The sequence below is a fragment of the Thalassolituus sp. UBA2590 genome, from assembly GCF_002339775.1.
Classification (GTDB): domain Bacteria; phylum Pseudomonadota; class Gammaproteobacteria; order Pseudomonadales; family Oceanobacteraceae; genus Thalassolituus.
Genome location: NZ_DDKU01000004.1, coordinates 26,312 through 50,689 on the forward strand (window position 1 = coordinate 26,312; position 24,378 = coordinate 50,689).

The 24,378-nt window shown below is 52.9% G+C and carries 30 protein-coding genes; 21 read left to right on the top strand and 9 right to left on the bottom strand.

Annotated features, from left to right (window positions below):
• Positions 1–260 precede the first annotated feature (260 nt).
• The 12 genes from ccoN (at position 261) to ttcA (ending at position 11,529) form a co-directional block, all read left to right on the top strand.
• Positions 261–1,688 carry a cytochrome-c oxidase, cbb3-type subunit I gene (gene ccoN, locus B2067_RS00360; protein WP_301387135.1) on the top strand — a complete coding sequence of 476 codons (1,428 nt, stop codon included), beginning with the start codon at positions 261–263 and terminating at the stop codon, positions 1,686–1,688.
• Positions 1,689–1,703: 15 nt separating this feature from the next.
• Entirely contained in the window at positions 1,704–2,309 is a 606-nt protein-coding gene (gene ccoO, locus B2067_RS00365) for a cytochrome-c oxidase, cbb3-type subunit II (RefSeq protein ID WP_297532365.1), read from the top strand.
• Positions 2,310–2,313: 4 nt separating this feature from the next.
• The gene (locus B2067_RS00370) at positions 2,314–2,490 is read left to right on the top strand and encodes a CcoQ/FixQ family Cbb3-type cytochrome c oxidase assembly chaperone (protein WP_068435313.1); all 177 of its coding nucleotides are present in this window, start codon (positions 2,314–2,316) and stop codon (positions 2,488–2,490) included.
• A gap of 2 nt (positions 2,491–2,492) precedes the next feature.
• Positions 2,493–3,407 carry a cytochrome-c oxidase, cbb3-type subunit III gene (gene ccoP / locus B2067_RS00375; protein ID WP_301387136.1) on the top strand — a complete coding sequence of 305 codons (915 nt, stop codon included), beginning with the start codon at positions 2,493–2,495 and terminating at the stop codon, positions 3,405–3,407.
• 189 nt (positions 3,408–3,596) lie between these two features.
• Positions 3,597–5,036, top strand: a complete 1,440-nt coding sequence (ccoG, locus tag B2067_RS00380; protein ID WP_301387137.1) for a cytochrome c oxidase accessory protein CcoG — start codon at positions 3,597–3,599, stop codon at positions 5,034–5,036.
• Between the two features lie 93 nt (positions 5,037–5,129).
• Positions 5,130–5,624: a FixH family protein gene (locus B2067_RS00385; RefSeq protein ID WP_076517085.1), complete on the top strand. Its 495-nt coding sequence runs from the start codon at positions 5,130–5,132 to the stop codon at positions 5,622–5,624.
• Positions 5,621–8,062 (top strand): heavy metal translocating P-type ATPase, encoded by a 2,442-nt coding sequence (locus B2067_RS00390; RefSeq protein ID WP_301387138.1) that lies wholly within the window; start codon positions 5,621–5,623, stop codon positions 8,060–8,062. The genes B2067_RS00385 and B2067_RS00390 overlap by 4 nt, the downstream gene beginning before the upstream one ends.
• A gap of 2 nt (positions 8,063–8,064) precedes the next feature.
• Positions 8,065–8,298, top strand: coding sequence for a cbb3-type cytochrome oxidase assembly protein CcoS (gene ccoS, locus B2067_RS00395; RefSeq protein WP_301387139.1), 234 nt, complete (start codon positions 8,065–8,067; stop codon positions 8,296–8,298).
• Positions 8,291–8,968, top strand: coding sequence for a sulfite exporter TauE/SafE family protein (locus B2067_RS00400; protein ID WP_068443900.1), 678 nt, complete (start codon positions 8,291–8,293; stop codon positions 8,966–8,968). Before ccoS ends, B2067_RS00400 begins: the two co-directional genes overlap by 8 nt.
• A gap of 28 nt (positions 8,969–8,996) precedes the next feature.
• A complete protein-coding gene (gene fnr, locus B2067_RS00405) occupies positions 8,997–9,761 on the top strand; it encodes a fumarate/nitrate reduction transcriptional regulator Fnr (protein WP_301387141.1) in 765 nt (254 codons plus the stop codon).
• Between the two features lie 254 nt (positions 9,762–10,015).
• Positions 10,016–10,510: a hypothetical protein gene (locus tag B2067_RS00410; protein WP_068438283.1), complete on the top strand. Its 495-nt coding sequence runs from the start codon at positions 10,016–10,018 to the stop codon at positions 10,508–10,510.
• A 56-nt stretch (positions 10,511–10,566) separates the two neighbouring features.
• The gene (gene ttcA / locus B2067_RS00415) at positions 10,567–11,529 is read left to right on the top strand and encodes a tRNA 2-thiocytidine(32) synthetase TtcA (protein WP_297531911.1); all 963 of its coding nucleotides are present in this window, start codon (positions 10,567–10,569) and stop codon (positions 11,527–11,529) included.
• 6 nt (positions 11,530–11,535) lie between these two features.
• Here ttcA and B2067_RS00420 read toward each other — a convergent pair whose 3' ends face one another.
• Both B2067_RS00420 and greB read right to left on the bottom strand, forming a co-directional pair.
• Positions 11,536–12,024 carry a hypothetical protein gene (locus B2067_RS00420; RefSeq protein ID WP_301387142.1) on the bottom strand — a complete coding sequence of 163 codons (489 nt, stop codon included), beginning with the start codon at positions 12,022–12,024 and terminating at the stop codon, positions 11,536–11,538.
• A 67-nt stretch (positions 12,025–12,091) separates the two neighbouring features.
• A complete protein-coding gene (greB, locus tag B2067_RS00425; RefSeq protein ID WP_301387143.1) occupies positions 12,092–12,628 on the bottom strand; it encodes a transcription elongation factor GreB in 537 nt (178 codons plus the stop codon).
• Positions 12,629–12,707: 79 nt separating this feature from the next.
• Between greB and B2067_RS00430 the strand changes: the two genes are divergently transcribed.
• The 3 genes from B2067_RS00430 to B2067_RS00440 are packed head-to-tail and all read left to right on the top strand — an operon-like array spanning position 12,708 to position 14,681.
• Entirely contained in the window at positions 12,708–12,977 is a 270-nt protein-coding gene (locus tag B2067_RS00430; protein WP_301387144.1) for a PGPGW domain-containing protein, read from the top strand.
• Positions 12,978–13,005: 28 nt separating this feature from the next.
• Positions 13,006–13,587 (top strand): DNA-J related domain-containing protein, encoded by a 582-nt coding sequence (locus B2067_RS00435; protein WP_301387145.1) that lies wholly within the window; start codon positions 13,006–13,008, stop codon positions 13,585–13,587.
• Positions 13,588–13,640: 53 nt separating this feature from the next.
• Positions 13,641–14,681, top strand: coding sequence for a polysaccharide deacetylase family protein (locus tag B2067_RS00440; protein WP_301387146.1), 1,041 nt, complete (start codon positions 13,641–13,643; stop codon positions 14,679–14,681).
• Positions 14,682–14,712: 31 nt separating this feature from the next.
• On the opposite strand, the gene B2067_RS00445 is transcribed toward B2067_RS00440, so the two are convergent.
• Positions 14,713–15,417 carry a M48 family metallopeptidase gene (locus B2067_RS00445; protein ID WP_301387147.1) on the bottom strand — a complete coding sequence of 235 codons (705 nt, stop codon included), beginning with the start codon at positions 15,415–15,417 and terminating at the stop codon, positions 14,713–14,715.
• Positions 15,418–15,464: 47 nt separating this feature from the next.
• On the opposite strand from B2067_RS00445, the gene B2067_RS00450 reads away from it, so the two are divergent.
• Entirely contained in the window at positions 15,465–16,049 is a 585-nt protein-coding gene (locus B2067_RS00450; RefSeq protein ID WP_068436465.1) for a YecA family protein, read from the top strand.
• Between the two features lie 36 nt (positions 16,050–16,085).
• Here the strand turns inward: B2067_RS00450 and B2067_RS00455 are convergent, their stop codons facing one another.
• From B2067_RS00455 to B2067_RS00465, 3 genes are all read right to left on the bottom strand, one after another.
• The gene (locus B2067_RS00455) at positions 16,086–17,456 is read right to left on the bottom strand and encodes a phosphate ABC transporter substrate-binding/OmpA family protein (protein WP_301387148.1); all 1,371 of its coding nucleotides are present in this window, start codon (positions 17,454–17,456) and stop codon (positions 16,086–16,088) included.
• An 85-nt stretch (positions 17,457–17,541) separates the two neighbouring features.
• Entirely contained in the window at positions 17,542–18,198 is a 657-nt protein-coding gene (locus B2067_RS00460) for an START domain-containing protein (RefSeq protein WP_301387149.1), read from the bottom strand.
• Positions 18,191–18,508, bottom strand: coding sequence for a BolA family protein (locus B2067_RS00465; protein WP_068439494.1), 318 nt, complete (start codon positions 18,506–18,508; stop codon positions 18,191–18,193). Before B2067_RS00465 ends, B2067_RS00460 begins: the two co-directional genes overlap by 8 nt.
• Before the next feature lie 116 nt (positions 18,509–18,624).
• Between B2067_RS00465 and B2067_RS00470 the strand changes: the two genes are divergently transcribed.
• On the top strand, positions 18,625–19,242 hold the full coding sequence (locus B2067_RS00470) for a hypothetical protein (RefSeq protein WP_301387150.1): 618 nt from the start codon (positions 18,625–18,627) through the stop codon (positions 19,240–19,242).
• A gap of 109 nt (positions 19,243–19,351) precedes the next feature.
• Here B2067_RS00470 and B2067_RS00475 read toward each other — a convergent pair whose 3' ends face one another.
• Positions 19,352–19,543, bottom strand: a complete 192-nt coding sequence (locus tag B2067_RS00475; protein ID WP_068439496.1) for a hypothetical protein — start codon at positions 19,541–19,543, stop codon at positions 19,352–19,354.
• 137 nt (positions 19,544–19,680) lie between these two features.
• Here B2067_RS00475 and ylqF point away from each other — a divergent pair, with 137 nt between their 5' ends.
• The gene (gene ylqF / locus B2067_RS00480) at positions 19,681–20,616 is read left to right on the top strand and encodes a ribosome biogenesis GTPase YlqF (protein WP_301387151.1); all 936 of its coding nucleotides are present in this window, start codon (positions 19,681–19,683) and stop codon (positions 20,614–20,616) included.
• A 27-nt stretch (positions 20,617–20,643) separates the two neighbouring features.
• Here the strand turns inward: ylqF and B2067_RS00485 are convergent, their stop codons facing one another.
• Entirely contained in the window at positions 20,644–21,084 is a 441-nt protein-coding gene (locus B2067_RS00485; RefSeq protein ID WP_068439500.1) for a DUF695 domain-containing protein, read from the bottom strand.
• A gap of 90 nt (positions 21,085–21,174) precedes the next feature.
• On the bottom strand, positions 21,175–22,041 hold the full coding sequence (locus B2067_RS00490; protein ID WP_301387152.1) for an MBL fold metallo-hydrolase: 867 nt from the start codon (positions 22,039–22,041) through the stop codon (positions 21,175–21,177).
• Positions 22,042–22,144: 103 nt separating this feature from the next.
• Here B2067_RS00490 and B2067_RS00495 point away from each other — a divergent pair, with 103 nt between their 5' ends.
• The 3 genes from B2067_RS00495 to B2067_RS00505 are packed head-to-tail and all read left to right on the top strand — an operon-like array spanning position 22,145 to position 24,360.
• A complete protein-coding gene (locus B2067_RS00495; protein ID WP_068436295.1) occupies positions 22,145–22,483 on the top strand; it encodes an ArsR/SmtB family transcription factor in 339 nt (112 codons plus the stop codon).
• Positions 22,470–24,191: a SulP family inorganic anion transporter gene (locus B2067_RS00500; protein WP_301387153.1), complete on the top strand. Its 1,722-nt coding sequence runs from the start codon at positions 22,470–22,472 to the stop codon at positions 24,189–24,191. Before B2067_RS00495 ends, B2067_RS00500 begins: the two co-directional genes overlap by 14 nt.
• On the top strand, positions 24,172–24,360 hold the full coding sequence (locus B2067_RS00505; RefSeq protein ID WP_301387154.1) for a hypothetical protein: 189 nt from the start codon (positions 24,172–24,174) through the stop codon (positions 24,358–24,360). Before B2067_RS00500 ends, B2067_RS00505 begins: the two co-directional genes overlap by 20 nt.
• Positions 24,361–24,378: the final 18 nt, after the last annotated feature.

Here is a 24,378-nt window from a genome sequence, read left to right on the forward strand (position 1 = left end):
GCACAGGTGCGGTAAAATTGGAGTATGCGCAGGTTGAGTCTGGGTTTTATGTCCTGGCGAGGCACGTAGAACTGTCAGATTTTCAATCGAATATCAATACGACTGATTCTCATTTGATTATCATTCGTGTAAAAACTGCCCTAAGCCGCTGTATTTATGGCACTTTTTTTACATGGATTATTTGCAAATGGGGAGTCCAGCGACGATAATTGCGCCGATTTTTTAACCCTCTAACCCTCGCTGTTTAATGGAATCTGATCATGAGCACAGCATTTGACCATCCAGAATACAACTACAAGGTGGTAAGACAGTTTGCCATCATGACTGTTGTCTGGGGTGTTGTTGGCATGGCAGTCGGTGTACTCATCGCTGCTCAGCTGGCATGGCCTCAACTGAACTTCGATACCCCTTGGTTCTCTTTCGGACGTCTGCGTCCTCTTCACACCAATGCGGTGATTTTCGCCTTCGGCGGCTGCGCTCTGTTCGCAACCTCCTATTACATTGTTCAGCGCACATGTCGTACCCGTCTGTTCTCAGACACTCTGGCAAGCTTCACCTTCTGGGGCTGGCAGGCAGTGATCGTTGCAGCAGCCATCACTCTGCCTATGGGTCTGACCTCTACTAAAGAGTACGCAGAGCTGGAATGGCCAATCGACATCCTGGTAACTCTGGTCTGGGTTTCTTATGTGATTAACTTCCTTGGCACGCTGGCTATCCGTAAAGAAAGCCACATCTACGTTGCTAACTGGTTCTTCGCTGCATTCATGATCATGATTGCGATCCTGTACGTGGGTAACAACCTGGCAGTGCCTGTGTCACTGACCAAGTCATACTCTGTATGGGCTGGTACCGTAGACGCCATGATTCAATGGTGGTGGGGCCACAACGCGGTAGGTTTCTTCCTGACTGCAGGCTTCCTGGGTATCATGTACTACTTCGTGCCTAAGCAGGCGGGTCGTCCGGTTTACTCTTACCGTCTGTCGATCGTTCACTTCTGGGCACTGATTTCTATCTACGTTTGGGCTGGTGCTCACCACCTGCACTACTCTGCTCTGCCAGACTGGGCTCAGACTTCAGGTATGGTTATGTCTCTGATCCTGCTGGCTCCTTCGTGGGGTGGTATGATCAACGGTATGATGACGCTGTCAGGCGCATGGCACAAACTGCGTACTGACCCTATCCTGCGCTTCCTGGTTGTCTCTCTGTCTTTCTACGGTATGTCTACCTTTGAAGGCCCGATGATGTCGATCAAGACGGTAAACGCGCTGTCTCACAACACTGACTGGACTATCGGCCACGTACACTCAGGCGCTCTGGGTTGGGTTGCTATGGTATCTATCGGTGCTCTGTATCACCTGATTCCTATCATGTTCGGTCGTAAGGCTGGTCAGATGTACTCTATCGGCCTGATCAATGTTCACTTCTGGCTGGCGACCATCGGTACTGTTCTGTACATCGCAGCAATGTGGGTGAACGGCATCATGCAAGGTCTGATGTGGCGTGCAGTGAACGAAGACGGTTCTCTGACCTACAGCTTCGTTGAATCTGTTGAAGCTTCTCATGGCGGTTACGTGGTTCGTGTACTGGGCGGTGCTTTCTTCCTGACTGGTATGCTGATCATGCTGTTCAACGTTTACATGACCACCCGCGAAGCTAAGAAAGAAGCCGCGGTTGCAGCACACGCTTAAGGAGTCTGGTAAATGATTAAGCACGAGAATATTGAAAAGAACTTACCGCTCATGGTGGTGCTGATTGTTATCGCACTGAGCTGGGCGGGTCTCGCTGAGATTGTTCCACTCTTCTTTGATAAGAACACTCAACAACCTGCTGAAGGCCTGAAGCCGCTGACTGCACTTCAGGTTGAAGGCCGTGACATCTACATGCGTGAAGGTTGCGCGGTATGTCACACCCAGATGGTTCGTCCGTTCCGCGCAGAAACTGAGCGTTATGGTCCTCCGTCTACTTCAGGTGAACACGTTTACGAGCACCCATTCCTGTGGGGTTCTAAGCGTACTGGTCCTGATCTGGCCCGTGTGGGTGGTCGTTACTCTGATGAGTGGCACCGTGCGCACTTGTACAACCCGCGTGACGTTGTACCTGAGTCTGTAATGCCATCTTACCCATGGTTGTTTGAAGACAAGGTTGACGGTCGTGATACACCTAACAAGCTGAAAGCTCTGCGTATGGTCGGCGTACCGTACACAGACGAAGACATTGAAGGTGCAAAAGACGCGGTTGACGGTGTCACCGAAATCGAAGCTCTGGTTGCTTACCTTCAGCAGCTGGGCACAGTCGTCACTAAACGGTAACCCTATGGATATTAACGACGTTCGCGGCCTTGGATCAGTATTCGCTCTGATCGCTTTCATGGGCATCATCTGGTGGGCTTACGGTTCAAGCCGTAAGCAGCGCTTCAAGGATGACGGCGATATCCCTTTCCGGGATAACACAGAAATGCCCGCGGACGACGATAAAGATCGGAGTAAATAATTATGTTGAGCTCATTTTGGAGTTTCTGGGTCCAGGCGATTGTCATCGGGTCCATGATTGCCTGCGGTATCCTGATCGTTTACACCAGTAAAGGTCAGAAGAAAGAAGAAACAGACGAAACTACCGGCCACTCTTACGACGGTATTGAAGAACTGGACAACCCACTGCCACGTTGGTGGGTAGGCATGTTCTGGGCAACCATCGTATTCGGTTTCGGTTACATCGGTATCTATGGCCTGGCGAACTTCGACGGTATCGGTACCGTTAAAGTTGACGGCGAAGACGTTACCTGGACACAGACTAACCAGTGGAAAGCCGAAGTTCAGGCGTTCGATGAGAAGATCGCACCTCTGTACGAAGGCTATCTGGCAACGCCCATCGCTGAGCTTGCTCAGAACGAAGAAGCAATGCAGACCGGTGGTCGCCTGTTCAAGAGCTACTGCGCGGTATGCCACGGCTCTAACGCTATGGGTGCACAAGGCTTCCCCAACCTGACAGACCACGATTGGCTGTACGGTGGTGAACCTGCACAGATCAAGCAAACCATTATGTATGGTCGTCAGGCGGCGATGCCTGCATGGGAAGCCGCTCTGGGTGAGCAAGGCACCAAAGACATGGCTCAGTACGTCCGTAGCCTGTCAGGTCTTGAGCACGATGCAGACGCTGCTGCGAAAGCCAAGCCACAGTACGACATGCTGTGTGTTGCTTGTCACGGTGCAGACGGTAAAGGTAACCAACTCGTTGGTGCACCTAACCTGACTGATGAAATCTGGCTCTATGGTGGTTCTACCAAGCAGATCGAAACTACTCTCCGCTACGGTCGAGCCGGCAGAATGCCAGCTCAGGCTGAGATCCTCGGCGAAGAGAAAGTTCACGTTCTGTCTGCGTACGTCTACTCTCTGTCGCAAGACAAGTAATCAAGCGGGGGCTCCGCTCCCCTCTTGAGCTAGAGCAAGAAAACAATAAAAAGCGGCCCACGGGCCGCTTTTTTTATCCCGACCAACGACCAAAAACTATATAATCAACTCGTTATATAAGAGTTGTCTAAAACGAGAATCAGCGTCACTGATTCCGAACTCACCCCAGCAACAAGGTGATCAGTAGTTATGAGTAAAATCCCGGTCAAAGACGTCACCCCGCCCAGCAAAAAATCTGACAAAGCCTCAGACACCGTCAACCTGTATCAGAAGCGCGAAAAAATCTACGTCCGCGAAGTTGAAGGCTTCTTTCAGAAGCTCCGCACCTGGTCTTTATGGGCGCTGATGCTGGGGTACTTTGGTACGGCCTGGATCAATATTGGTGACCGTCAGGCGGTACTGTTTGATCTTCCGGCACGTCAATTCCACATCTTCAACGTCACCTTCTGGCCTCAGGATTTCATGCTGCTGTCCTGGGCGCTGATTATCTGTGCCTTTGGCCTGTTTACGATTACCAATTTTGCCGGACGGATCTGGTGCGGGTACACCTGCCCGCAGTCGGCGTGGTCCTTTATTTTTATGTGGATCGAAGAACGCGCTGAAGGTACCCGCAACCAGCGGATGAAGCTGGATAAAGCGCCGATGTCGGCAGAGAAACTGCGTAAAAAGAGTATTAAGCACATCGCCTGGCTGGTTGTTGCTTTCTGGACAGGGGTCACCTTCGTTGGTTACTTCACTCCGATTCGTGAGCTGGTTGTCGATATTTTCACCTTCGGAGACGTCGGTGCCTGGGCCATGTTCTGGATCGGCTTTTTTACGGTTGCTACTTATCTGAACGCTGGCTGGATGCGCGAGCAGGTCTGCATCTATATGTGCCCATACGCCCGCTTCCAGTCGGTTATGTACGATAACGACACCCTCGCCGTATCTTACGATTACAACCGTGGCGAACCTCGTGGCAAACGCAGTAAAAAAGCGAAAGCAGATGGCGACACACAACAACTCGGCGACTGTGTCGACTGCTCAATGTGTGTTCAGGTATGTCCAACCGGTATTGATATCCGCGATGGCCTGCAATACCAGTGCATTGGCTGTGCGCTGTGTATCGACGCCTGTGATGACATCATGGAAAAACTCGATAAGCCTAAAGGTCTGATCCGCTATACCACAGAGAACGAGCTTGAAGGCAAGAAAACTCATATTCTTCGCCCTCGCCTGTTTGGCTACGCCGGCGCCATGATCCTGATGATGGCTGGCCTGGGCTATGCCATCCTCGACCGCACACCGTTTGAGCTGGATATCGAACGCGATCGTGGTCGCCTCTATCAGGTCACAGTGAACGATACGATTCAGAATGCCTATACCCTGAAGATGATGAATATGTCTCAGGAGTCACACACCTATATTCTGAGCGTCGACGGTCTTGATGGTATCAGACTGCTTGGTGACACTGAGTATCAACTCAGCGTTAATGAGCTGAAAGAGACCACCATCAACCTTGAAATCGACCCGGATGAGGTGAAAACCTCCGCCAGTAAAACGGACATTGAGTTCGTCATCGTCAACAAAGATACAGGTGAAGAAGTGACCCGGGAAGAAAGCCGTTTTATCGCTCCAAGAGCGATCTGAACGTCATATAACTTCCTGACACAGAAGCACTGGAGCCCCATCGCCCAAGTAGTTACACTTGGGCGATTTTTCATTTTTCCCCGGATACCTTGCATGACTAGCGAAAAGACGACCCCTTGGTACAAAGAACCCATGATGCTGCTTGTCATCGGCGTACCGCTCGCCGCTGTAGTATGGGGCTTCATCATGTTGTCACTCGCACTCGACACCAAAGACTCGCTCGTGAGCAACAGTTACTACAAGGATGGCATGAGCTATACGCAGGATCTGCGGTTTCATGAGGGCGCCCGTCGCCTCAATGTTCAGGCAGACCTGACCTTCACCGAAGATGAAATCATCGTAAACGCGACATCCATTGCGGATGAAGACCCTGGCTCTCTGCAGCTTCAGTTGATTCATCCAACACTTGAAGATCGTGACCTTACTCTGTTTCTGCAGCGTACTCCGGGTGGTCAGTACGTTGCCGCCAATGAGCTGGAGCTGCCGCAGAAGCGCGTTATCTGGCTGACCAGCCCGGATCAGGAGTGGCGCGTTACAGCGCGTACAGTCATCGAAAACGGTAAGAAGATTCAGACAGTCACTCAATGACGCAAAGCCTCCGTACGCCCTGCTTTCACTGCGGTGAACCGCTGAAAGCAGGCCAGCAGTGGACGGCCATCATCGATGGCAAAGAAGAACCCATGTGCTGCCCAGGCTGTAAAGCCGTGGCCGAAACCATCGTTGCTTCTGGTCTCAAAGATTACTACCGCCACCGCACAGAACTCCCACAGATATCGCCTGCAAACGAAGACGACGAGGTCCTGACCGCTCGCGAGTCTCTCAGTCTGTATGACAGCGAAGCCTTGCAGAAGCAGTTTGTTGCAACGCAGGGAGAGCAGAAAGAAGCGACGCTGATTATCGACGGAATCAGTTGTGCTGCCTGTGCCTGGTTGATTGAGCACAGAGTTAATCAACTCAAAGGTGTCGAACGGGCGACACTGAATCTCTCGAACCACCGACTCGTCGTTGCGTGGAATAATACCGACATCGCACTATCCCAGATATTCGAAGCCATCTATCGCCTCGGCTACAAAGCCGCACCGTTTTCATCAACGGAAGACGACGCGCAGCGCGAGCGTGAGGGTAAGAAAGCGATCCGGCGGCTCGCCGTCGCCGGTATCGGCATGATGCAGGTGATGATGCTTGCGGTGCCCCTGTATGCTGGCATGGCAGAGCAGTACGAAGTATTTATGCGCTTCGCGTCAATGATTCTGACCTTACCAGTCGTGTTATACAGCGCCCGACCTTTCTTTGATGCGGCAATACGCGATTTGAAGACACGCCATCTGACCATGGATGTACCTGTGTCACTGGCAATTATTCTCGCCTTCTGCGCCAGTATCTGGAGCACGTTCAACCAGGGCGTCGAAGTTTATTTCGACTCTGTCTGTATGTTCACTTTCCTGCTGCTGCTCGGGCGTTTTCTGGAAATGCGCGCCCGCCATCGAATGGGCAAAGCAGGCAACAACCTGATGACACTTCTGCCGAATGTAGCGCTGAAACAAACGCAGGACGGTGAAGAAATCATCGCCGCAGGTGACATTTCAACCGGCGACCGTTTGTTGCTGAAACCCGGGTATCCAGTCCCAGCCGATGGCGTTGTGGTTGAAGGTCAGAGCACGGTCGACGAATCAGCACTGACGGGCGAATACATGCCGCTGAACAAGCAAGCCGGCGACACGTTGATCGGCGGCACCATGAACGTCGAAAGCCCGCTCATTATGGAAGTCACAGCCACCGGTGCCGATGCGCAGCTATCGACCATCGTTCGCCTGATGGATCGCGCGCAGCAGGAAAAGCCCAAAGTCGCTCTTATTGCCGATAGCATTGCCAGCCGGTTCGTTGCGGCGGTTCTGATTATCTCCGCGTCGGTGTTCAGCTACTGGATGTTTCAGGGCAACGACCACGCCTTCTTTATCGCACTCTCTGTTCTCGTCGTCACCTGCCCATGTGCCCTGTCACTTGCTACGCCAACCACTCTGACAGCGGCAACAACGGCGCTGCGCGAACGCGGCTTATTAATCAGTAAAGGTCATGTTCTGGAAACCCTGCAGTCAGTGAACCGCGTGGTGTTCGATAAAACAGGCACCCTGACTCTGGGGCACCTGACACTGACGGAAGTCCGCCCTGTTGCGGGCGGTATAGAAAACAGCCTGGAGCTGGATCAGGATACTCTGGCCTCGGTAGTTGCATCGCTTGAACAGCACGCCAGCCACCCGATTGCGAAAGCCTTCCGTCACTACCCGGTGCTTGCTACCGAAGACATTCAGCACCACCCGAGTCAGGGCGTCAGTGGTCAGGTTAATGGCTACAGGTTCCGTTTCGGCCGCCCGGATTTCGTCTGGCCAGAGGGGATTCTGCCGCCAGATAGCGCATCGGGACAGTGGTTATTGCTTGCCGATGATAAGCAACCGTTGGCCTGGTTCCTCCTCAATGACACAGTGCGTCGCAGCGCAGGTCCGTTAATTGAAACATTAAAAACCCGCGGTATTGAAGTCGCACTGCTGACCGGCGATCCTTCAAGGTCAGCGACTCTCGTCGCTGACGAACTCGGTATTTCAGACGTGCGCAATGGCCTCAGCCCAGAGGATAAGCTTGCCATCGTGCGCGAGTGGCAAAAACAGGGCGATACCGTTCTTATGGTAGGAGATGGTATTAATGACGTTCCGGTGCTGGCGGGCGCGGATGTCTCGCTGGCTGTGAATGAAGCTACAGATCTGGCGAAAACCAATGCAGACACCCTGCTGACGAATGGTCGCCTTGAAGTCATTGCTGATGCGTTATCAGTCTCCCACAAAACCCGCAATGTCATTCGTCAGAACATCGGTTGGGCGTTACTATACAACCTGATAGCGTTACCACTTGCGGCGGCCGGTATGGTGCCGCCCTGGGCCGCGGCCATTGGCATGTCATTCAGCTCACTACTTGTTGTTCTGAATGCCCTGCGACTGACTCGTCGTCCACCTGCACTTACTGCTGAGAGCTGACCATGGATATTATTTACGTACTGGTTCCCCTGTCGATTGCCCTGCTCGCCATTGCCGTTGCCATCTTTTTCTGGGCTGTGAAAGGCGGCCAGTTTGATGACCTGGATTCGCCCGCGCACAAGATTCTGTTCGATGATGATGAGTACCTGAACGAGCGCCGCGAAGATAGCGTTGAGACCAATTCAGACGCGGATTCAGAGTCAGACGGCGAGCCCAGAAAATCCAAGAATGACTGAACCCTTATCCCTCCTTACCGCCCTGCTACTTGGCTTATTTGGTGCCAGCCACTGCCTGGTTATGTGTGGTGGAGTTGCCGCGGCAGCAGGACAGCTGGACACCCAGCACAGAGTCCGGGCTTCACTGCTGTTCAATTTTGGCCGCATTACCAGCTATACCCTTGCAGGCCTGATTGTTGGCAGTCTCGGACTTTGGCTGTCGAGCCTGCACGAAGCTCTGATGATCACACTACGTTCAATCGCAGGCGTTATGCTCATATTAATGGGTCTCTACGTCGCGCGCTGGGCGCTGTGGCTCACGCGCATTGAGCAACTTGGCCAACTGTTCTGGCGCAGGATTCAACCCCACGCTCAGAAGCGGCTGGGCCGTTCAGATCCGGCCAGCCAGTGGCTTCTCGGTATGTTGTGGGGTTGGTTGCCCTGTGGGCTGATATACAGCACTCTGAGCTGGGTAGCAGCTAACGGTCAGCCTGCGATGGGCGCTCTGACTATGTTTGTCTTTGGTCTCGGAACCTTTCCCGCTATTTTATCCGCTGGGCTGGCCTCGGCATCCGTGATGAATATTATTCGGCATCAGTGGGCGCGAAATATTGCGGGCCTATTATTGATCGGTTATGGTTGCTGGACTCTGGCTTCCGTGTGGCAACCTGCCATGTTCGCAGCCGCTTGATCTAAAGTATTAGAGATCGTTCTTGCCTATGAAAACGTCAGTTAATGCTCCTCTGCGTGGAGCTCAGCCTCATTGTCAGACCTGTTCACTGAATGCTCTTTGTCTGCCTCTTTCCCTGACCGAAAGTGATATGGAGCGTCTGGACGACATCATCCGTCGTGGTCGCCCGATCCAGAAAGGCCAACTGCTGTTTCAGCAAGGTACAGAATTTCAGTCTGTATTCGCGGTTCGTACGGGCGCACTGAAGACCTACACCCTGGCAAGTAATGGCGAAGAGCAGATCACAGGTTTTCACCTGGCCAGCGAGCTGATCGGATTGTCTGGCTACAACGCAGGCACGTATCCGCTGACGGCAAAAGCCCTCGAAACCACAACAGTATGTGAAATTCCGTTGCAGCAGCTTGAACAACTGGCGGATGAGCTACCTGATTTGCGTCGTCAGCTGATGACCACCATGGGCAATGAAATCCGGCACGATCAGAACATGATGCTGCTTCTCAGCAAGAAGAATGCAGAAGAACGCGTTGCCTCTTTCCTACTGGATATTTCGCAACGTTATCAGCGTCGTGGTTTCTCAGCGACTCACTTCCGCCTGCCAATGTCACGTGTCGACATCAGTAACTACCTGGGCCTGGCGGTAGAAACCATCAGCCGAGTGTTCACACGCTTCCAGAAAAATGAACTGATCGAAACACAAGGCAAAGAGATTATCCTGAAAGACAGCGACACCTTGTTTGATCTCGCCGGACTTACACGCGCCAACGATGAGTGTCTGCATCAGGCAGAAAGCTGATTTAAATTTTGGCTTTTAGCATCCTAATGAGCACACGGACCGTGCTCATCCTCTTTTCGCTCGCTATATCAGACATTGGTCACAGTGCGCAAATATTTGCTTCCCCCTGAGACCTGCATCACTATGCTTCACGTACTGGGCAGTACTATTGAGTAAACATCTGATAACAGGCGCTGCCTGTACCGGCAGTTATTCAGGTACGCTTATTGCTCCTGATATTGAGACTGCCAAAATTACACCCTCTGGAGTTTCTGATGGGTATAGATGCTGATGATTTCCGGACGTACGTTATTCGTCCAACACTGCAGAAACTGGACGCTAACAGTGCCGACGCAGAGCTTTTACTGCTGGGTACTGCAGCCATTGAGTCTGAGCTGGGCTCATTCCTGAAAACAGAGGGGCAACGCACCTCGGGTATTTACCGGCTGCATGGCCTGACGCACCGGCATATCTGGGATGACTATCTTGCAGATCGGCCAGAACTGGCCAGTAAAGTGCGAGGCATTGCCAGCCAACGGGAATTCCTGGAGAACCCGCACGCTGAACTAACAACAAACCTCGCCTATGCGACCGCTGTTACCTGGCTCGCCTACGTTCGCCACCCTCAGTTCACCCTGCCCCGTGGCGCCAGTGTGGTGCATCTGGCAACGCTCTGGAAAAACTGTTATCACACCCGTGACGACCTGAGCGTACAGGACTTCGTGCAACGCTATGAAGAACTGGTTGAATCCAGTGACGCTGTGGCCTGATGTTTATATAAGCACCGCATTCTGATATAAAGCGCACCCTACGCATGGGGTGTTGTATGTCTGAATTGAACGTGTCTGAATCTGCTGTTTCACAACCTGAAGAAGGCTATCAGCCTGAGATCTTCGATCCAGCGGCCGCTGAGCTATCTGCAGAAGCTACTGAAGCTGCAGCCAATCAAGCTGAACGCAAATCCAGAACCGAATTCAACAAGCTCCAGAAGCGCCTTCGTCGTAACGTCGGCAAAGCCATCGAAGATTACCGGATGATTGAAGACGGTGACAAAATCATGGTGTGTCTGTCGGGTGGCAAAGACTCTTACACCATGCTGGAAATTCTGATGAGCCTGCAAAAGAGCGCGCCCGTCAACTTCGAGCTGATCGCCGTCAATATGGATCAGAAACAGCCAGGCTTCCCTGAGCATATCCTACCGGCTTACCTTGAACAGGTGGGCGTGCCCTACCATATCATCGAGAAAGACACCTACAGCGTCGTTAAAGAGATCATCCCTGAAGGAAAAACCACCTGCGGGCTATGCTCACGCCTGCGCCGCGGTACTCTGTATGGCTATGCAGAATCGATTGGCGCCAACAAGATTGCATTGGGTCATCACCGTGACGACATCATCGAAACTCTATTTCTGAATATGTTCCACGGCGGCAAGCTCAAGGCCATGCCGCCCAAGCTGCTCAGCGACGACAAAAAGCACGTTCTCATTCGTCCTCTGGCGTATTGCAAAGAAAAAGACATTGAGAAGTTTGCCATCGAGAAAGAATTCCCGATCATTCCCTGCAATCTGTGCGGTTCTCAAGAGAACCTGCAGCGTCAGAACATCAAAGGAATGCTGGCTCAGTGGGAGAAAGAACAACCAGGACGCAGTGAAAACATCTTTGCCGCTGTCTGTAACGTTGCGCCATCACAGCTGGGCGATCGCGAACTGTGGAACTTCGAAGGTCTGCAGGACGAACAGGATAAGAGCCACCTGGGTACCCGCATTGACCTTCTGGCGTCGGACGACTGACCCCGCTCAGACTCCGCCGCCAAGCATACGCGTAATATTGACCTGCATGTCGCCGGGCCCCCGGAGCAGCAGGTCGAATTCGTAACGTCGCTCATTCATCATATCTTCCGCCATCGCCTTGAGGCGACAAGCATCCCGCGCCAGGGTCGGCTGCGGCATTTCAATTCTGACCAGATAGTCTTTTTCAAGCGGCTCTACGGCCAGCGTTGATACCGCCGCTGTCGGGGCGCCTGCAATTCCTTTCCGTAGCCATTGTACGAACAGCCCGTGACTGCCATCGTCGTTCATCTTTCGAATCAGACGGATATACCCTTCAGCGTCTTCCGATTTCCATGGGCAAACCTGAGTCACAGCATCGACCCAGACCGGCATCACATAGGCTTCTGACAGCGCATCTTTAGTATCTTGGTTTGAATCTGAACCGTGATCCGCGTGATTATCGGCCAGAGCCAGGGCCGGTATAGCGAGCAGCGTAAGCAGCCATCGTTGCATCATCATGCACCTCCTTTGCTCAAGACTAGTTCATACCTGCCCGTGCGTCATATTCCCGCACGGGGATCACTTACGAAAACTCGGGTGTCGGCCGCTTATCCCAGTGAGGTCGCTCGTACTGTACTTTAGCAATAAAGTACGTCGTTTCTCCTTTAGGAAGACGCACGGTCACCTCATCATCAACGAACTTACCAATTAAGCCACGTGCCAGTGGCGCATCAACGCTAATGTACCCATGCGGTAAGTCGATCTCATCTTCCCCGACAATCCGGTAACGCAGGATCTCACCGTCTTCGTCTTCAAGTTCAATCCAGGCACCAAAAAACACTTTATCGAGATCTGCCGGCGGACGATCGACCACGGTGACTGCCTCAATGCGCTTGCCGAGAAACCTGAGACGACCATCTATCTGTCTGAGGCGCTTTTTCCCGTAAATGTATTCAGCGTTCTCGGAACGGTCTCCGAGCTTAGCCGCGTCAGAGACCTCCTGAGTTACCTTCGGGCGTTCGCGGCGCCATAAAAAATCGTGCTCGTCTTCAAGAGCTTTCAGCCCGCCCGGTGTAATCAGGTGTGCCCGGCGCGGCAGCGGCTTTTTATTTTCGGTCATCGTATTGCAACATCTGGTCAGTAGTTTGAGCGCACACACTACTTGCACGCGCCCTTGAGGCTTTTCTAAAGCATAACTAATGATCCGACGCAGTGTAACTCTTGTCGGCGGCGTCCTTCTGATCGTTGCCGGGCTACTCGTTCTACCATTGCCTGTACCCGTTGGTTTACTGATGATCATCCTTGGCGTTTCGCTGCTCGTGCCGGCAATCCCCGCACTTGCACGCTATCTGAAGCGCATTCGCCGACGCTACCCCATTACCTCTCAGCGTCTGAATCACATCAGTCCACGACTGCCCGGGTTCGTCCGGCGCGTGATTGAAGAAACCGACCCGGATAGAAGAAGCTGACCGCGCCTCTCTGTGCTAACTTGTGTGCATGGAAGAAGACACTCTCAATCTGGTCACCGATCTTTTAGCGACTTACCTTGCCGATGGACACCGGTGCCCGGAATACGAACTGATCCGGTGGTTACAGGCCCCAGAGCAAGGCATATTTCGTGAAGATGCCCTGAGCGATTCTATGACTCTGTTCCAGGCTAACTTCATCGTCATGCATGCCCTGTATCGATTGCGAAATCGTTGGCTTGAGGATGCGCGGGGTTACCTTCAGATCAGTGCACTGGATATAGGACTCGTTCCTTTAAAAACTGACAGCGGGAGCGACCTGCCCGACCAACACGATGCACTCGCTGAGTATTATCTCGATCTGAACAATCTGGATACAGATCAGGCCAGCGTCGACGCCCTGTTGAACGATTTCTGGCAGCGCATGGTCATACCAGAACATTACGACAATGATCTGGCAGTACTTGAGCTGACGCCTCCGGTAGATCTCAGTACCATCCGACAGCAATACCGACGGCTGGCGAGTCAGCATCATCCAGACAAAGGCGGCGACGCAGAGGCCTTCCGCAAAGTCAGCTCCGCCTATCAACGATTACGCTATCGGCACGGCTAACAGCTGACCACGATAGAAGCTATTACGAATAGAGAGCCAACTCTGAGGACTATATGACGCACCGATTGATCTTTGCTGTATTCATTCTAAGTACCCTGTTTCCGGGCCTCGCAAACGCACTGGTGATCCTGCAGTACCACCACGTCAATGCTTCGACCCCGGCCATTACCAGTGTGACACCCGAGGTCTTCCGCGAACATATGACCTTGCTGGAAGAAAAGAACATGACCGTGGTGAACCTCGAAGAAGCGCTGCAGTCGATCATGACCGGTGAGCCCTTACCCGAGCGTGCCGTCGCAATTACGTTCGACGATGCGTATCTGTCGGTCTACGAGAATGCCTGGCCAGAACTTAAGAAACGCGGCTGGTCATTCACTATGTTCACCAGTACTGACCCGGTGGATAAGAAATACGCCGACATGATGACCTGGGATCAGCTTCGCGAGATTAAAGACGGTGGAGCTGTCATTGCCAACCATACACGCAGCCACCCCTACTTACTGGAAACCCCTGAAGGTCAGGATGCCGAAGACTGGTGGGAAAACGAAATCAAACAAGCGGAAGCACGTATTAAGGCAGAGACCGGATCATCAACCCGTATGTTTGCCTACCCCTACGGCGAGTACACACTGGAGATGGCCGAATGGCTGGAAGATCATGGTTACATTGCTTTCGGTCAACAGAGCGGCGCCGTTGGTCAGAGCGCTCATCCGCAGGTCATAGCGCGGTTCCCGGCCTCTGGGGTGTATGCCAACACAGACACTCTTGCGACCAAGCTTATGAGCCTGCCGTTTTCGATTTCAGCCGATCAGGTGCGAGACCCCGTACTGGAAAATAACCCACCAGAACTCACCCTGACCATTGATGTGGACGACTTCAAGCCCGCGCAACTGCAATGCTATGCCGCCGGCGCTGGAGAGTTGGATATAGAAACGTCTGTCGAAGGTAAAACCATGACCGTGGAGATGCAGCAACCGAGCGCCATCACTGCTGGCCGGGGCCGCTATAACTGCACTGCTCCCAGTCTGAGCCAACCTGGCCGTTTCTACTGGTATTCGCAGTTGTGGGTGAACACAGACGTCAGTAATCGATAAGAGAGCGTATTGCAGGTGACCTGATGCTGCTTTAAAGCAGCATCAGACCCGCCTGATTGATTCGCTTGTCGCGCGCACGCCAGTCCGGTAAGCAAGATGTCATACAAGCTTTAAACCCCGGACCATGATCGAAATGTTCGAGATGACAAAGTTCGTGAACAACCACCAGCTCAATAAGATCCTCAGGCAGCGACAGAAGAGCCAGATTCAGGTTGATGTAACCCTTCTTAGAGAGACTGCCCCAGCGCGTACGCATCCGCTTTACGCGTAATACCGGACGCTCACGGCCGGGTTTGGTGAAACGTGGCCACCATTGTTCGATTAAACGCGTGAAACAGAGGCGTGCTTCTTCTCGCTGCCATTTATCGAGTGCCTTATCGCGTTTCTCCTGCGACCACTCCAGTGGCATCCATACTTGCTGATCAGTGACCAGAAATTCACCCAGCGCACTTTCCATAATGGGCAGTTCACGGCCATATAAAGTGACCGACGCGGCACGCTTGCGATCGCGCTCTCTCACCGCCTCGCGGCGCTCACTCAGCCAGCTCTCATGTCGACGAACAAAGGTCAGTACATCGCTCTTGGGAGTACCGACCGGCACTCGGATATCAACGTCACCTTCTGAGTTCACTTGCAGGCGAATCGACTTCCGGACGGACGCACTCAGCAGTATTTTTACCTGTTCTCCGGCGACATCTAACCATAATTCCTGCCGGTAGGATTTCCGCTGTCTCATAAGCCTGATACGATTGCCCGAATTAAGTAAATCTGATTTCTGAATATATGACTGATCTGAATAGTATCCCAGCCCTTACCGAAGAAGAACTCGAACGACTCGGCACTCTGCTTGAGGACGAAGCAGAGCGCAATGATAGCTTTGATTTCTTCGCTGTACACGGTTTTATCACCGGCCTTCTGACGGGCCCTTCGGGTGCCTCTGGCATGGACCAACAAACCCTATGGGATTGTGCGTTTGAAGCACAGCCCGGTTTCTCGAAAGCAGAGCGTCAGGAAGTTGATACCCTGATGAGCCAGCTGTCGAAAGAGATCCAGGCGTGGCTGGATTCCGGTCAGGACTTTCCTGTCCCCACCGATCTGACATTGATCGACGATGAAAACGAACCACCACTCGAAAGCTGGGCAATGGGTTTTATGTCAGCCGTTCTGCTGAACGAAGAAGCCTGGTATGCCGACCGTGAGGAAATTGTGGCTCAGCACCTGTTCCCGATCATGTATGCATCAGGGTTGTTTATGGATGAGCCAGAAATGGCGGATATCGATGAAGATGCTGACTTGTCCGACCGTATGTGCGCCAACATTCCTGCAGCAGTCGTCGAACTTTATCTGATGATGCACGGCGCCGCCTGATCTTTCAGAGCGACGTCCGGCCAATCGCGAAGCGCGTTACAGCGCTTCGGCGATTGAGTGCGGCGGGCGAATCCAGACTTCCACCCGACTGTTCTTCTGACGGCCATCATTTCCTTCTATGCGCGCCAGTGGTGCCTCCGCACCAAATCCATCAATCTCATCCGGATAGACCGCCTCCTGCTTCAATGCCCGACTGACCGCCATGGCCCTATGCTTAGACAACAAGTGAGCACGGTTCAGGTCGTCACTTTCAGACGCATAGCCGAACAGCATAACGTCAGCATCTGGATTGTTACTCAGGTACTTCACAAGGCGTTCTACGTCACGCTGGGCTTTGTTATCTAGCCGGGCGGAACCATCCTTGAAGCGGAAATTAACACTCAGACGGTATGCACCTTCAACCCGCTGGCGTATTTCTGAAGGCAGGCTGGCGGTGTTCTCCGGGCGGACCGCAGAGACGTCCTGTGAAATAAAGCCTGTCGCAGCCACCTGCTGCTGACCGTCGGTCGCGACAAAACGCAGGAAATCACGAACGTAAGGGCTATCTGATGTGCCTGCGGTGTACATGTACAAACGACGGGATAAAGCATAATCCTCCGTCGCGACAGTCAGACGATCAGGGGACAAAGCCGCTACATCTCCCACCGATACCGACAGCAGCTTCGATTGACGCACCGCAGGGAGGCCGACAAATCCGATCGCGCCGCGAACGCCGCTGACCCGGTCAGAAAGGTCATTGTTCGATTCAAAGCGTTCAGCGCTCTCGGCCAGTGGCGTTTTGCCCAATACCATATGACGGAAGCTATCCCAGGTACCTGACTTATTATCACGAGCATAGATACTGACTGGCATGTCCGGGCCACCCACCTCGGTCCAGTTCGAGACTTTACCTGAGAAAATATCGCGAAGCGCATCAACGCTTAGCGCATTAATCGGGTTTGATGGATCAACGATAATGGCCAGACCATCGATGCCAACAATATGCTCACTTTCAACACTGGTCAGGTCGGCCGTGGGTATCATCGCTGCTTCGCTGGCTTTTACCGGGCGTGACGCCGCGGCAATGTTGGTCAGCCCTTTAGACAGAGCCTTAAATCCGGTGCCTGAACCGTGGGCGGCGATATCGATAATGACATGAGAACCAACACTATCAAGGTAGCCTGTAATACGGGTCTCATTCTCCGCCATAGGAACGCGGGATAACTGGCTGGCACCGTGACTGGTCAGCCAGGCTTCAGCTAAAGCAGGACCAAGCTCTGCACCAATGGTGTTGGAGCCATCAATACGAAAAAGATGCTGATAACGCCCAGAGGAAATATCGCTGAAAAGCGACTCCGGCTGCTGTGCCAGAGACGGCAGGCCCGCGAAAGATAACAACAGTGCTGTGACAATTACGAAAATGCGCATAGTAGGTACTACTCAATTCACCAGCGGCGGAGAGTACCTGACTTTTATGACAGTAATATTACAAAGCCAAAAAAGCCTTTTTAAATCAGTGCGTTATATATTCCCGTGAGGCCGACTGGTATTTTTTATCAACCACCAGCTCGCGGAAATCACGCAAAGTATTCAGAGGGGCTTCAACAACAAAGCTGTTCACCAACCAGGATGGTAAGCCACCACCAGGATCGGCATGTGCCTCGTACGTCACCTTTAACAAACCTTCCGCCTGCGGTTCGAGCGTCCAGGTCGCATCCAGTTCACGGATCCGGACATGGTCATCGTTTGCCGGGAAAATATCATTGCGCGCCTGGATGGTCACTGTCACAACGCCAGTGCCGGCGTCCTGTATCACCAGTGACTCGCTGATGTTGTCTCGGTTTTTCACAGGCCAAGGCATAGAAGTCACTGTGTAATAGGTAGCGTTATTTGGTGCTATCTCTTCAATCAAGTCCATTGCCTTGCAATTAAACACCCACTCATGGGCGCGCTTAACATCCTGTAGCAGAGCAATCGGCGCCGTCACCGTACTCTCAAGCGTTGTGATGCCTTTAAACGCTTTCATATCAGAGCCTTCGACATAGCGGGTGTATACGCGGATATCTTCGTCTTTATCGTACGCCACTTCTTCCCAATCACCGGCAACAGCCACCGATGTAAAAATCAATGCCGCAGTAGCCATCGCAAACCCGATCAATCTATCAATCATGCTTGCTGCCCCCCATACACGCGGGAGAGTCGGGAATGGTTGAATCTGTCTGCCATTCTTCTGGAGTATGGAGATGGAGGGAGAGTGCGTGAACGGGTCCAGCCAATTCATCGCTGAGAATACCATAGACCTTCTGATGACGAGCCACTGTACGCACGCCATCGAAGGCTGAGGAAACCAGAGTCACCTTAAAATGGGAATCTGTCGCCGGGCCGGAGTGCATATGACTTTCGTTGTCTATTCGCAAAAATTGGGGCTCCAACGTTGCCAGTTTCTGCTCAATTATCTGTGCTGTGCGCTCCTGACTCATACATCACCTGACTGCTTAGATTAGGCCTATCATAAACGACTATCCTGCAGTTGCACACCAAGGAGGGTTATCGCTAAAGTACGCGTTTGCGAATTACTTTACGGACGCCATCAACCATGACCGAGACCACACAGACACACGCCCTGATTGGAAAATATTACGAAGAAGAGCGTGAGCAACGCGAGAAAGAGCTCTCCCTGGCAGAACTGAAGCTGCGCCTCGATGCAAATGACCTGGCCATGCTAGGCATGATCGCACGCCGTTTCCGCAAAGGTCGCGACGATGTCGCTCAGGAAGTTCTCTCTAGCGCGCTGCTGGATCTGTTCTCATGTATCGATGCGTCTGAACGTAAGCTGATGGCTCGCGACGCCGACGATGCCGCCAAGTCAATCGCAGACAGCATCGCCGAAGAAAATGGTGTTCGTGATGTCGAGTTCCGTACCGGATATTGGGCACAGCAGGATCGCCAGATCGCAAAAGTAGAAAAGCAGCGCGAGAAGGCAGCCAAGCAGGCAGAAAAAGAAGCCGCAATGGCAAACAAACAGGAAACGCCGAAGCCACAGGCTGAAGAACCGGCAACAGCACCTGAAGCTACTGCTGAAGACAGCAGTAACGAAGAATCGACCCACTACCCCGAAACCAGCGCGATCGAAAAAGCACCGGCCGCACTGGAAACTCAGACGGAAGCAGCGAACGAGTACGACGAAGAACAGCAGACCGCCAACGCAGAATAAGCGGCTCGATAAGCGCGAAAGACACTGTGCCGCCCATATCTACTGGGCGGCCTAAGTTGCACGGCAGTGTCTGCCGACTGTTACCTCAACTCAACATGAGTCAGGTTGGCTATTTACGCCAGATCTTCAATTCCCGGAATTCGCCCGGACCGGCTTGCATCCAGAGAACTTCACTCTGATCCGAAAATACAAAGCGATTTCCAAGTAAAAAACCTTCACGCCGGCGTCCAGAAACAGTTGCCGAGGCGTGTCTGCCTTGCTTGCGCGCAGTATCAATAATGTCTACAGGCAAAAGATCCATAGGTTGTCTCCAATCCCATCATCCTTAGCAATGCTTTGTATCACCTGATTATGACAATCAGAGGAAGGTTACTCTTGCACTGCCATGCATTACAATGTGTCGCTTTCTTGAGCGAACGTCAATCGGGATAGCGCACAATGGCCATTAACTGGTTCCCCGGGCACATGAACAAAGCCCGCAAAAAAATTAGCGAGGCGATGCCAGACATCGATCTGGTCATCGAAGTTCTGGACGCTCGTCTGCCCTTCTCCAGCACCAACCCTCTCGTCAACGAACTGCGTGGCGACAGGCCAACGATCAAAGTACTGAACAAAGCTGACCTCGCGGACCCGGCCATGACAAGCGCCTGGGTCAGTCATTTTTCTGAGCAGGCCCAGACACAGGCTCTGCCTATGGTTGCCGAAGACAGGAAGCAGGTTAAGCAGCTCATTGCTCTGGCAAAAAAAGTGGGCCAGGGACAACTTGAGAAGAACCGCGCCGTGCGGGTGATGATTATGGGGATTCCTAATGTAGGTAAATCGACGCTTATCAATGCTCTGGCCGGACGCTACATCGCACGGACTGGGAATGAACCCGCTGTCACCAAAGCAAATCAGATGATTGATCTGAAAAACGGCATCATCCTGTCAGACACGCCCGGAATTCTCTGGCCCAGATTCGAGAACGAGTTAAGCGGTTACCGTCTGGCTGCCAGTGGCGCAGTGAAAGATACCGCGATTGAGTACACCGACGTTGCCATGTTCGCTCTGGATTACCTACGTAGCGCCTATGAAAAAGAACTGACGGCACGTTTCAAACTGAAAGAGACACCGGAAAACGCCGAGCAATTGCTGAATACGATTGCGGCCAAGCGCGGCTGCCTGCGTGCTGGCGGTATCGTTGATCTGCACAAGGCATCAGAAATTGTGTTGCATGAGTTACGCGCCGGTAAAATCGGACGCATCAGTATGGAAACGCCGGCGATGATTCAGGTCGAGTCCGAAGAAATTGAGCGCCAGAAAGAGGAAGCAGCGGCTGCCCGAGAAGCTGCAGCCAAAGAGGAGTCACGCGGAAAGCGGCACCACAGCGAATAATCTCTGTCGTGCCGATCTCAGTTCGGTTCAGGCTTCTTCGCTGGTTATACGCCCATGAACCTGAATGAAGGTCTCCCAATCGGGGTCCTCGTCGGCGACGACTTCGATCGGGTACAGGCCGTTATCGGTCGGGATCGCATCCAGACCGGTTTTAAGCTGCTCAAGATCGCGGGTATAGATAATCCACTGGTTGATGCCATCGTGAGTGATCATCATGGCAACGACAGAGTCTTCTTCGGGTTCAAGGCGCGCCTGCAATTGTTCTGTGAAGGCCACGATACGTGCCTGCTCTTCTGTCGCAGGAAAACCACTGCTTTCATCCCGACTCTCCGCGTTCCAGGCGATCTGAACGCACAGGCCATACAGGCCTGAGTCTTTAGCCAGTTGCCAGTCCTCGCGGAACTGAATACTGATCGGTTTATCCTTCAGGCTACCGCCTGCGCGAACCCAACGGTTGTTCACCAGCATGAAGTGTTCCTTATTGCTTTAGCGTCTGCTGTTCACCTCAGACTAACGGAAGCCGCAAAGAATGCCAATTCCGGTGACCGAAAAACCGCATCAGAACTGATTCAGAGGCACTTTCAGGTAGCTGACTCCGTTGTTTTCCGGGGCTGGAAAGTCACCGGCGCGGATATTGACCTGCAAAGACGGAAAAATCAGACGCGGCATCGCCAGACCACTGTCGCGCTTAGTGCGCATAGCGATAAAGTCGTCACGGCTGTGCTTGTCGCCAACATGAATATTATCGCGACGTTGCTCACCGACGGTCACAGCACTGCGTAACTCAGTGCGTGACTCGGGTGGATAATCGTGGCACATGTGCAGAACCACATCATCGCCTAACGCTAACAGTTTACCGATTGAGTCGTAGAGCGTGCCCGCGTCGCCGCCGGGAAAGTCGCATCGCGCCGTACCGACATCCGGCATAAACAAAGTATCACCAACGAATACATCAGACTCATTGATCACATAACTCGCGCAGGCGGGAGTATGGCCGGGCGTCGCCATACTCTTAATGCGGGTATCACCCAGCATCAACTCAGCCCCATCACCGAGAAGAATATCAAACTGTGAGCCATCAGCTCTGAAATCCTCAGCCTCATTAAAAATCGAGGCAAAGGTCTTCTGAATACCTTTGATCTTCTGTCCAATAACAATATTCGCCCCGGTTTTTTCGCGTATGTAAGCGGCCGATGTCAGGTGGTCTGCGTGTGCATGTGTTTCCAGTACCAGCTTCAGGTTCAGACCGCGGGATGCGATGTCATCGAGAGTACGATCAATAAAGCCCGTATCTGTCTTGCCTGATTTCGGGTCGTAGTCCAGAACAGGGTCTACAATGGCGCATGACAGGGACCCGTCATCCACCAGCAAGTGCGTAAAGGTCGACGTGTCTTCATGGATGTAGCTTTGGATAGTGTGACTCATACCTTCCCCCGATCAGTAACTCATCTTGATAGAATTATTATATTAGAATATTCTTATTCAGCAATAAAGAGTGAATTACCTGTCACGCCCGAGGAATAATTCAATGCCGCCAGCCAACAGACCTGAGTCCGCCAGTAGCCCCGATCAAAGGGCAAACCGCGCAGCGGCTGTACGCCTCTTAAAGGCCATGGCAAACGAACATCGCCTTGGTATTCTGTGTGCTCTGCGAGGCGGTGAGGTATCTGTTTCTGAACTCTGTAATATGCTGCCATTGAGTCAGTCTGCGATGTCACAGCATCTCGCCTGGCTACGGAACGAACAGCTCGTTACCTCTCGCAGAGAAGCCCAGTCCATGTTCTATCGGCTTGGCGATCAGCGTGCAGCCGATGTCATTGCCCTTCTCAACCGCTTATACGGACCCGTCAGCAGTGAAGATCAGTAATACTCTCTACCCGCTGCCCAGCCAGGGGTTGCTACCGGATTTTATTGCCGGGCTGGTCGTCGCGGTTATGCTGGTTCCGCAAGCGGTGGCTTATGCGTTTCTTGCCGGCCTGCCTCCGGAGGCGGGGCTATTTTCATCCCTACTACCCTTGCTCGCCTACGCTCTGCTCGGTTCAAGCCCGACTCTGGCCGTCGGGCCTGTGGCCATTATTTCTCTGATGACATTGAGTTCACTTCAGGGCGTCGTCAGCCCCGATGCATCAGATTACCCAGCTTACGCGACTCTGCTAGCCGGCATGACCGGGCTTTGGTTATTTATGTTCTTTGCCATTGGGCTGGGTTCCTGGACTTCATTTATCAGCCATTCAGTTATTTCCGGATTCACCAGCGCTGCTGCGATTGTGATCATCCTCAGTCAGCTGAAGTATTTCACAGGGCTTGATATTCCGAGAGGCGGACCTGGCTGGAGCCCAGTTGCGTTTACTGCTGAACATTGGCGGGATATTGCGTTATGGCCTCTTATCACAGCACTGACAGGCGCAGCCCTGCTCATATTCTGGCAAAAAGTCATTCCTGCGGTCACGACACGCTTTGCGTTACCCGATGCCCTGCGCACACTGGCAAACCGAGCCGGGCCACTGGTACTGGTAACCACAGGCATTCTGCTGGTGCTGGTTATCAGCCCACCACTGGCGACCGTAGGCGCCGTTCCCTCGGGTTTCCCAACATTATCCCTGCCCCAGATTTCTGAACTGAACTGGCAGGCGCTACTGCTACCCTCCGGTGTTCTGGCGTTGATTATCTATCTCGAAAGCCTGTCGATTTCGAATACGATGGCTCGGGAGCAAACAAACCGCATCAGGCCCAATCAAGAATTGCTGGCACTGGGAACGGCCAACGTCGCGGCAGCTATCAGTCATGCGATGCCTGTGGCAGGAGGCTTTGGCCGAAGCATGGTGATGCAGTCAGCGGGAGCGCTCAGCCAGTGGGCTGCGGTATTTACCTTTGGTTTTATGGCGCTCGTGTGTCTTGTCGCTGGTAGTTGGTTCGAACATCTTCCCCATGCTGCACTGGGCGCATTAATCGTTGTCGCCACCTGGCCTTTGTTCCGCTGGCGCGATGGGCTCAACGCCTGGCATTTTCAACGCAGTGATGGAATCGTCTGGTTGACGACCTTTACTCTCGTCATCGTTATGGACGCTGAATCCGGCATTATTGCGGGCGTGATCGTTTCCCTGGTCATATACCTGCGTCGCACCAGTCAACCTCACATTGCAGAGATTGGCCGTTTGCCGCGTACACAGCAATTCCGTAATGTTTTACGACACGCCGTTGAGACTATCCCCGGCGTCACCTTGATTCGCGTGGATGAAAATCTGTACTTTGCCAACAGTGACTACCTGATCGATTATGTTCTTGAACGCACCGCGCGACGGCCAGACATCAAACACGTTGTCCTCGTTGGTACCGCAATTAATCACATAGATTACTGCGGCCTTGAAGCGCTGGAGTTACTGAATAGCCGCCTTCAGGAACGTTCTGTCCTTCTGCATCTGGCCGAGTTTAAAGGGCCAGTCATGGATCAACTAAACCGGACGCATCTGGCGGAGAAAATCAATCCCGGGCAAGTCTTCTTTACCATCAGTGAGGCTATGACGGCCCTCGGCCACTCAGTAACGGAGGACAGTGATGACAACTACATCATCTGAAAGCAGCCCCTCACCAAACACCCAGTGCCAGCCGGAAACTCAGAATGACGCAGTTGCCGGGAGAACCACCCGGCGCTTCGAAATCAACAGTCACCGCGATGGTGCTGTTTTCAAAGTACGCTATCGCGAGGGCTCTATCGTTAAACGCTGCCTACTGGATCAGGCATAGGCTACACGTCTGGAAGCG

Excerpts from the sequence above, each read along its gene's own strand:
- ccoN (WP_301387135.1), top strand. The coding sequence starts at position 261 with ATGAGCACAGCATTTGACCATCCAGAATACAACTACAAGGTGGTAAGA.
- B2067_RS00370 (WP_068435313.1), top strand. The coding sequence starts at position 2,314 with ATGGATATTAACGACGTTCGCGGCCTTGGATCAGTATTCGCTCTGATC.
- ccoP (WP_301387136.1), top strand. The coding sequence starts at position 2,493 with ATGTTGAGCTCATTTTGGAGTTTCTGGGTCCAGGCGATTGTCATCGGG.
- ccoG (WP_301387137.1), top strand. The coding sequence starts at position 3,597 with ATGAGTAAAATCCCGGTCAAAGACGTCACCCCGCCCAGCAAAAAATCT.
- B2067_RS00385 (WP_076517085.1), top strand. The coding sequence starts at position 5,130 with ATGACTAGCGAAAAGACGACCCCTTGGTACAAAGAACCCATGATGCTG.
- B2067_RS00390 (WP_301387138.1), top strand. The coding sequence starts at position 5,621 with ATGACGCAAAGCCTCCGTACGCCCTGCTTTCACTGCGGTGAACCGCTG.
- ccoS (WP_301387139.1), top strand. The coding sequence starts at position 8,065 with ATGGATATTATTTACGTACTGGTTCCCCTGTCGATTGCCCTGCTCGCC.
- B2067_RS00400 (WP_068443900.1), top strand. The coding sequence starts at position 8,291 with ATGACTGAACCCTTATCCCTCCTTACCGCCCTGCTACTTGGCTTATTT.
- fnr (WP_301387141.1), top strand. The coding sequence starts at position 8,997 with ATGAAAACGTCAGTTAATGCTCCTCTGCGTGGAGCTCAGCCTCATTGT.
- B2067_RS00410 (WP_068438283.1), top strand. The coding sequence starts at position 10,016 with ATGGGTATAGATGCTGATGATTTCCGGACGTACGTTATTCGTCCAACA.
- ttcA (WP_297531911.1), top strand. The coding sequence starts at position 10,567 with ATGTCTGAATTGAACGTGTCTGAATCTGCTGTTTCACAACCTGAAGAA.
- B2067_RS00420 (WP_301387142.1), bottom strand. The coding sequence starts at position 12,024 with ATGATGCAACGATGGCTGCTTACGCTGCTCGCTATACCGGCCCTGGCT.
- greB (WP_301387143.1), bottom strand. The coding sequence starts at position 12,628 with ATGACCGAAAATAAAAAGCCGCTGCCGCGCCGGGCACACCTGATTACA.
- B2067_RS00430 (WP_301387144.1), top strand. The coding sequence starts at position 12,708 with ATGATCCGACGCAGTGTAACTCTTGTCGGCGGCGTCCTTCTGATCGTT.
- B2067_RS00435 (WP_301387145.1), top strand. The coding sequence starts at position 13,006 with ATGGAAGAAGACACTCTCAATCTGGTCACCGATCTTTTAGCGACTTAC.
- B2067_RS00440 (WP_301387146.1), top strand. The coding sequence starts at position 13,641 with ATGACGCACCGATTGATCTTTGCTGTATTCATTCTAAGTACCCTGTTT.
- B2067_RS00445 (WP_301387147.1), bottom strand. The coding sequence starts at position 15,417 with ATGAGACAGCGGAAATCCTACCGGCAGGAATTATGGTTAGATGTCGCC.
- B2067_RS00450 (WP_068436465.1), top strand. The coding sequence starts at position 15,465 with ATGACTGATCTGAATAGTATCCCAGCCCTTACCGAAGAAGAACTCGAA.
- B2067_RS00455 (WP_301387148.1), bottom strand. The coding sequence starts at position 17,456 with ATGCGCATTTTCGTAATTGTCACAGCACTGTTGTTATCTTTCGCGGGC.
- B2067_RS00460 (WP_301387149.1), bottom strand. The coding sequence starts at position 18,198 with ATGATTGATAGATTGATCGGGTTTGCGATGGCTACTGCGGCATTGATT.
- B2067_RS00465 (WP_068439494.1), bottom strand. The coding sequence starts at position 18,508 with ATGAGTCAGGAGCGCACAGCACAGATAATTGAGCAGAAACTGGCAACG.
- B2067_RS00470 (WP_301387150.1), top strand. The coding sequence starts at position 18,625 with ATGACCGAGACCACACAGACACACGCCCTGATTGGAAAATATTACGAA.
- B2067_RS00475 (WP_068439496.1), bottom strand. The coding sequence starts at position 19,543 with ATGGATCTTTTGCCTGTAGACATTATTGATACTGCGCGCAAGCAAGGC.
- ylqF (WP_301387151.1), top strand. The coding sequence starts at position 19,681 with ATGGCCATTAACTGGTTCCCCGGGCACATGAACAAAGCCCGCAAAAAA.
- B2067_RS00485 (WP_068439500.1), bottom strand. The coding sequence starts at position 21,084 with ATGCTGGTGAACAACCGTTGGGTTCGCGCAGGCGGTAGCCTGAAGGAT.
- B2067_RS00490 (WP_301387152.1), bottom strand. The coding sequence starts at position 22,041 with ATGAGTCACACTATCCAAAGCTACATCCATGAAGACACGTCGACCTTT.
- B2067_RS00495 (WP_068436295.1), top strand. The coding sequence starts at position 22,145 with ATGCCGCCAGCCAACAGACCTGAGTCCGCCAGTAGCCCCGATCAAAGG.
- B2067_RS00505 (WP_301387154.1), top strand. The coding sequence starts at position 24,172 with ATGACAACTACATCATCTGAAAGCAGCCCCTCACCAAACACCCAGTGC.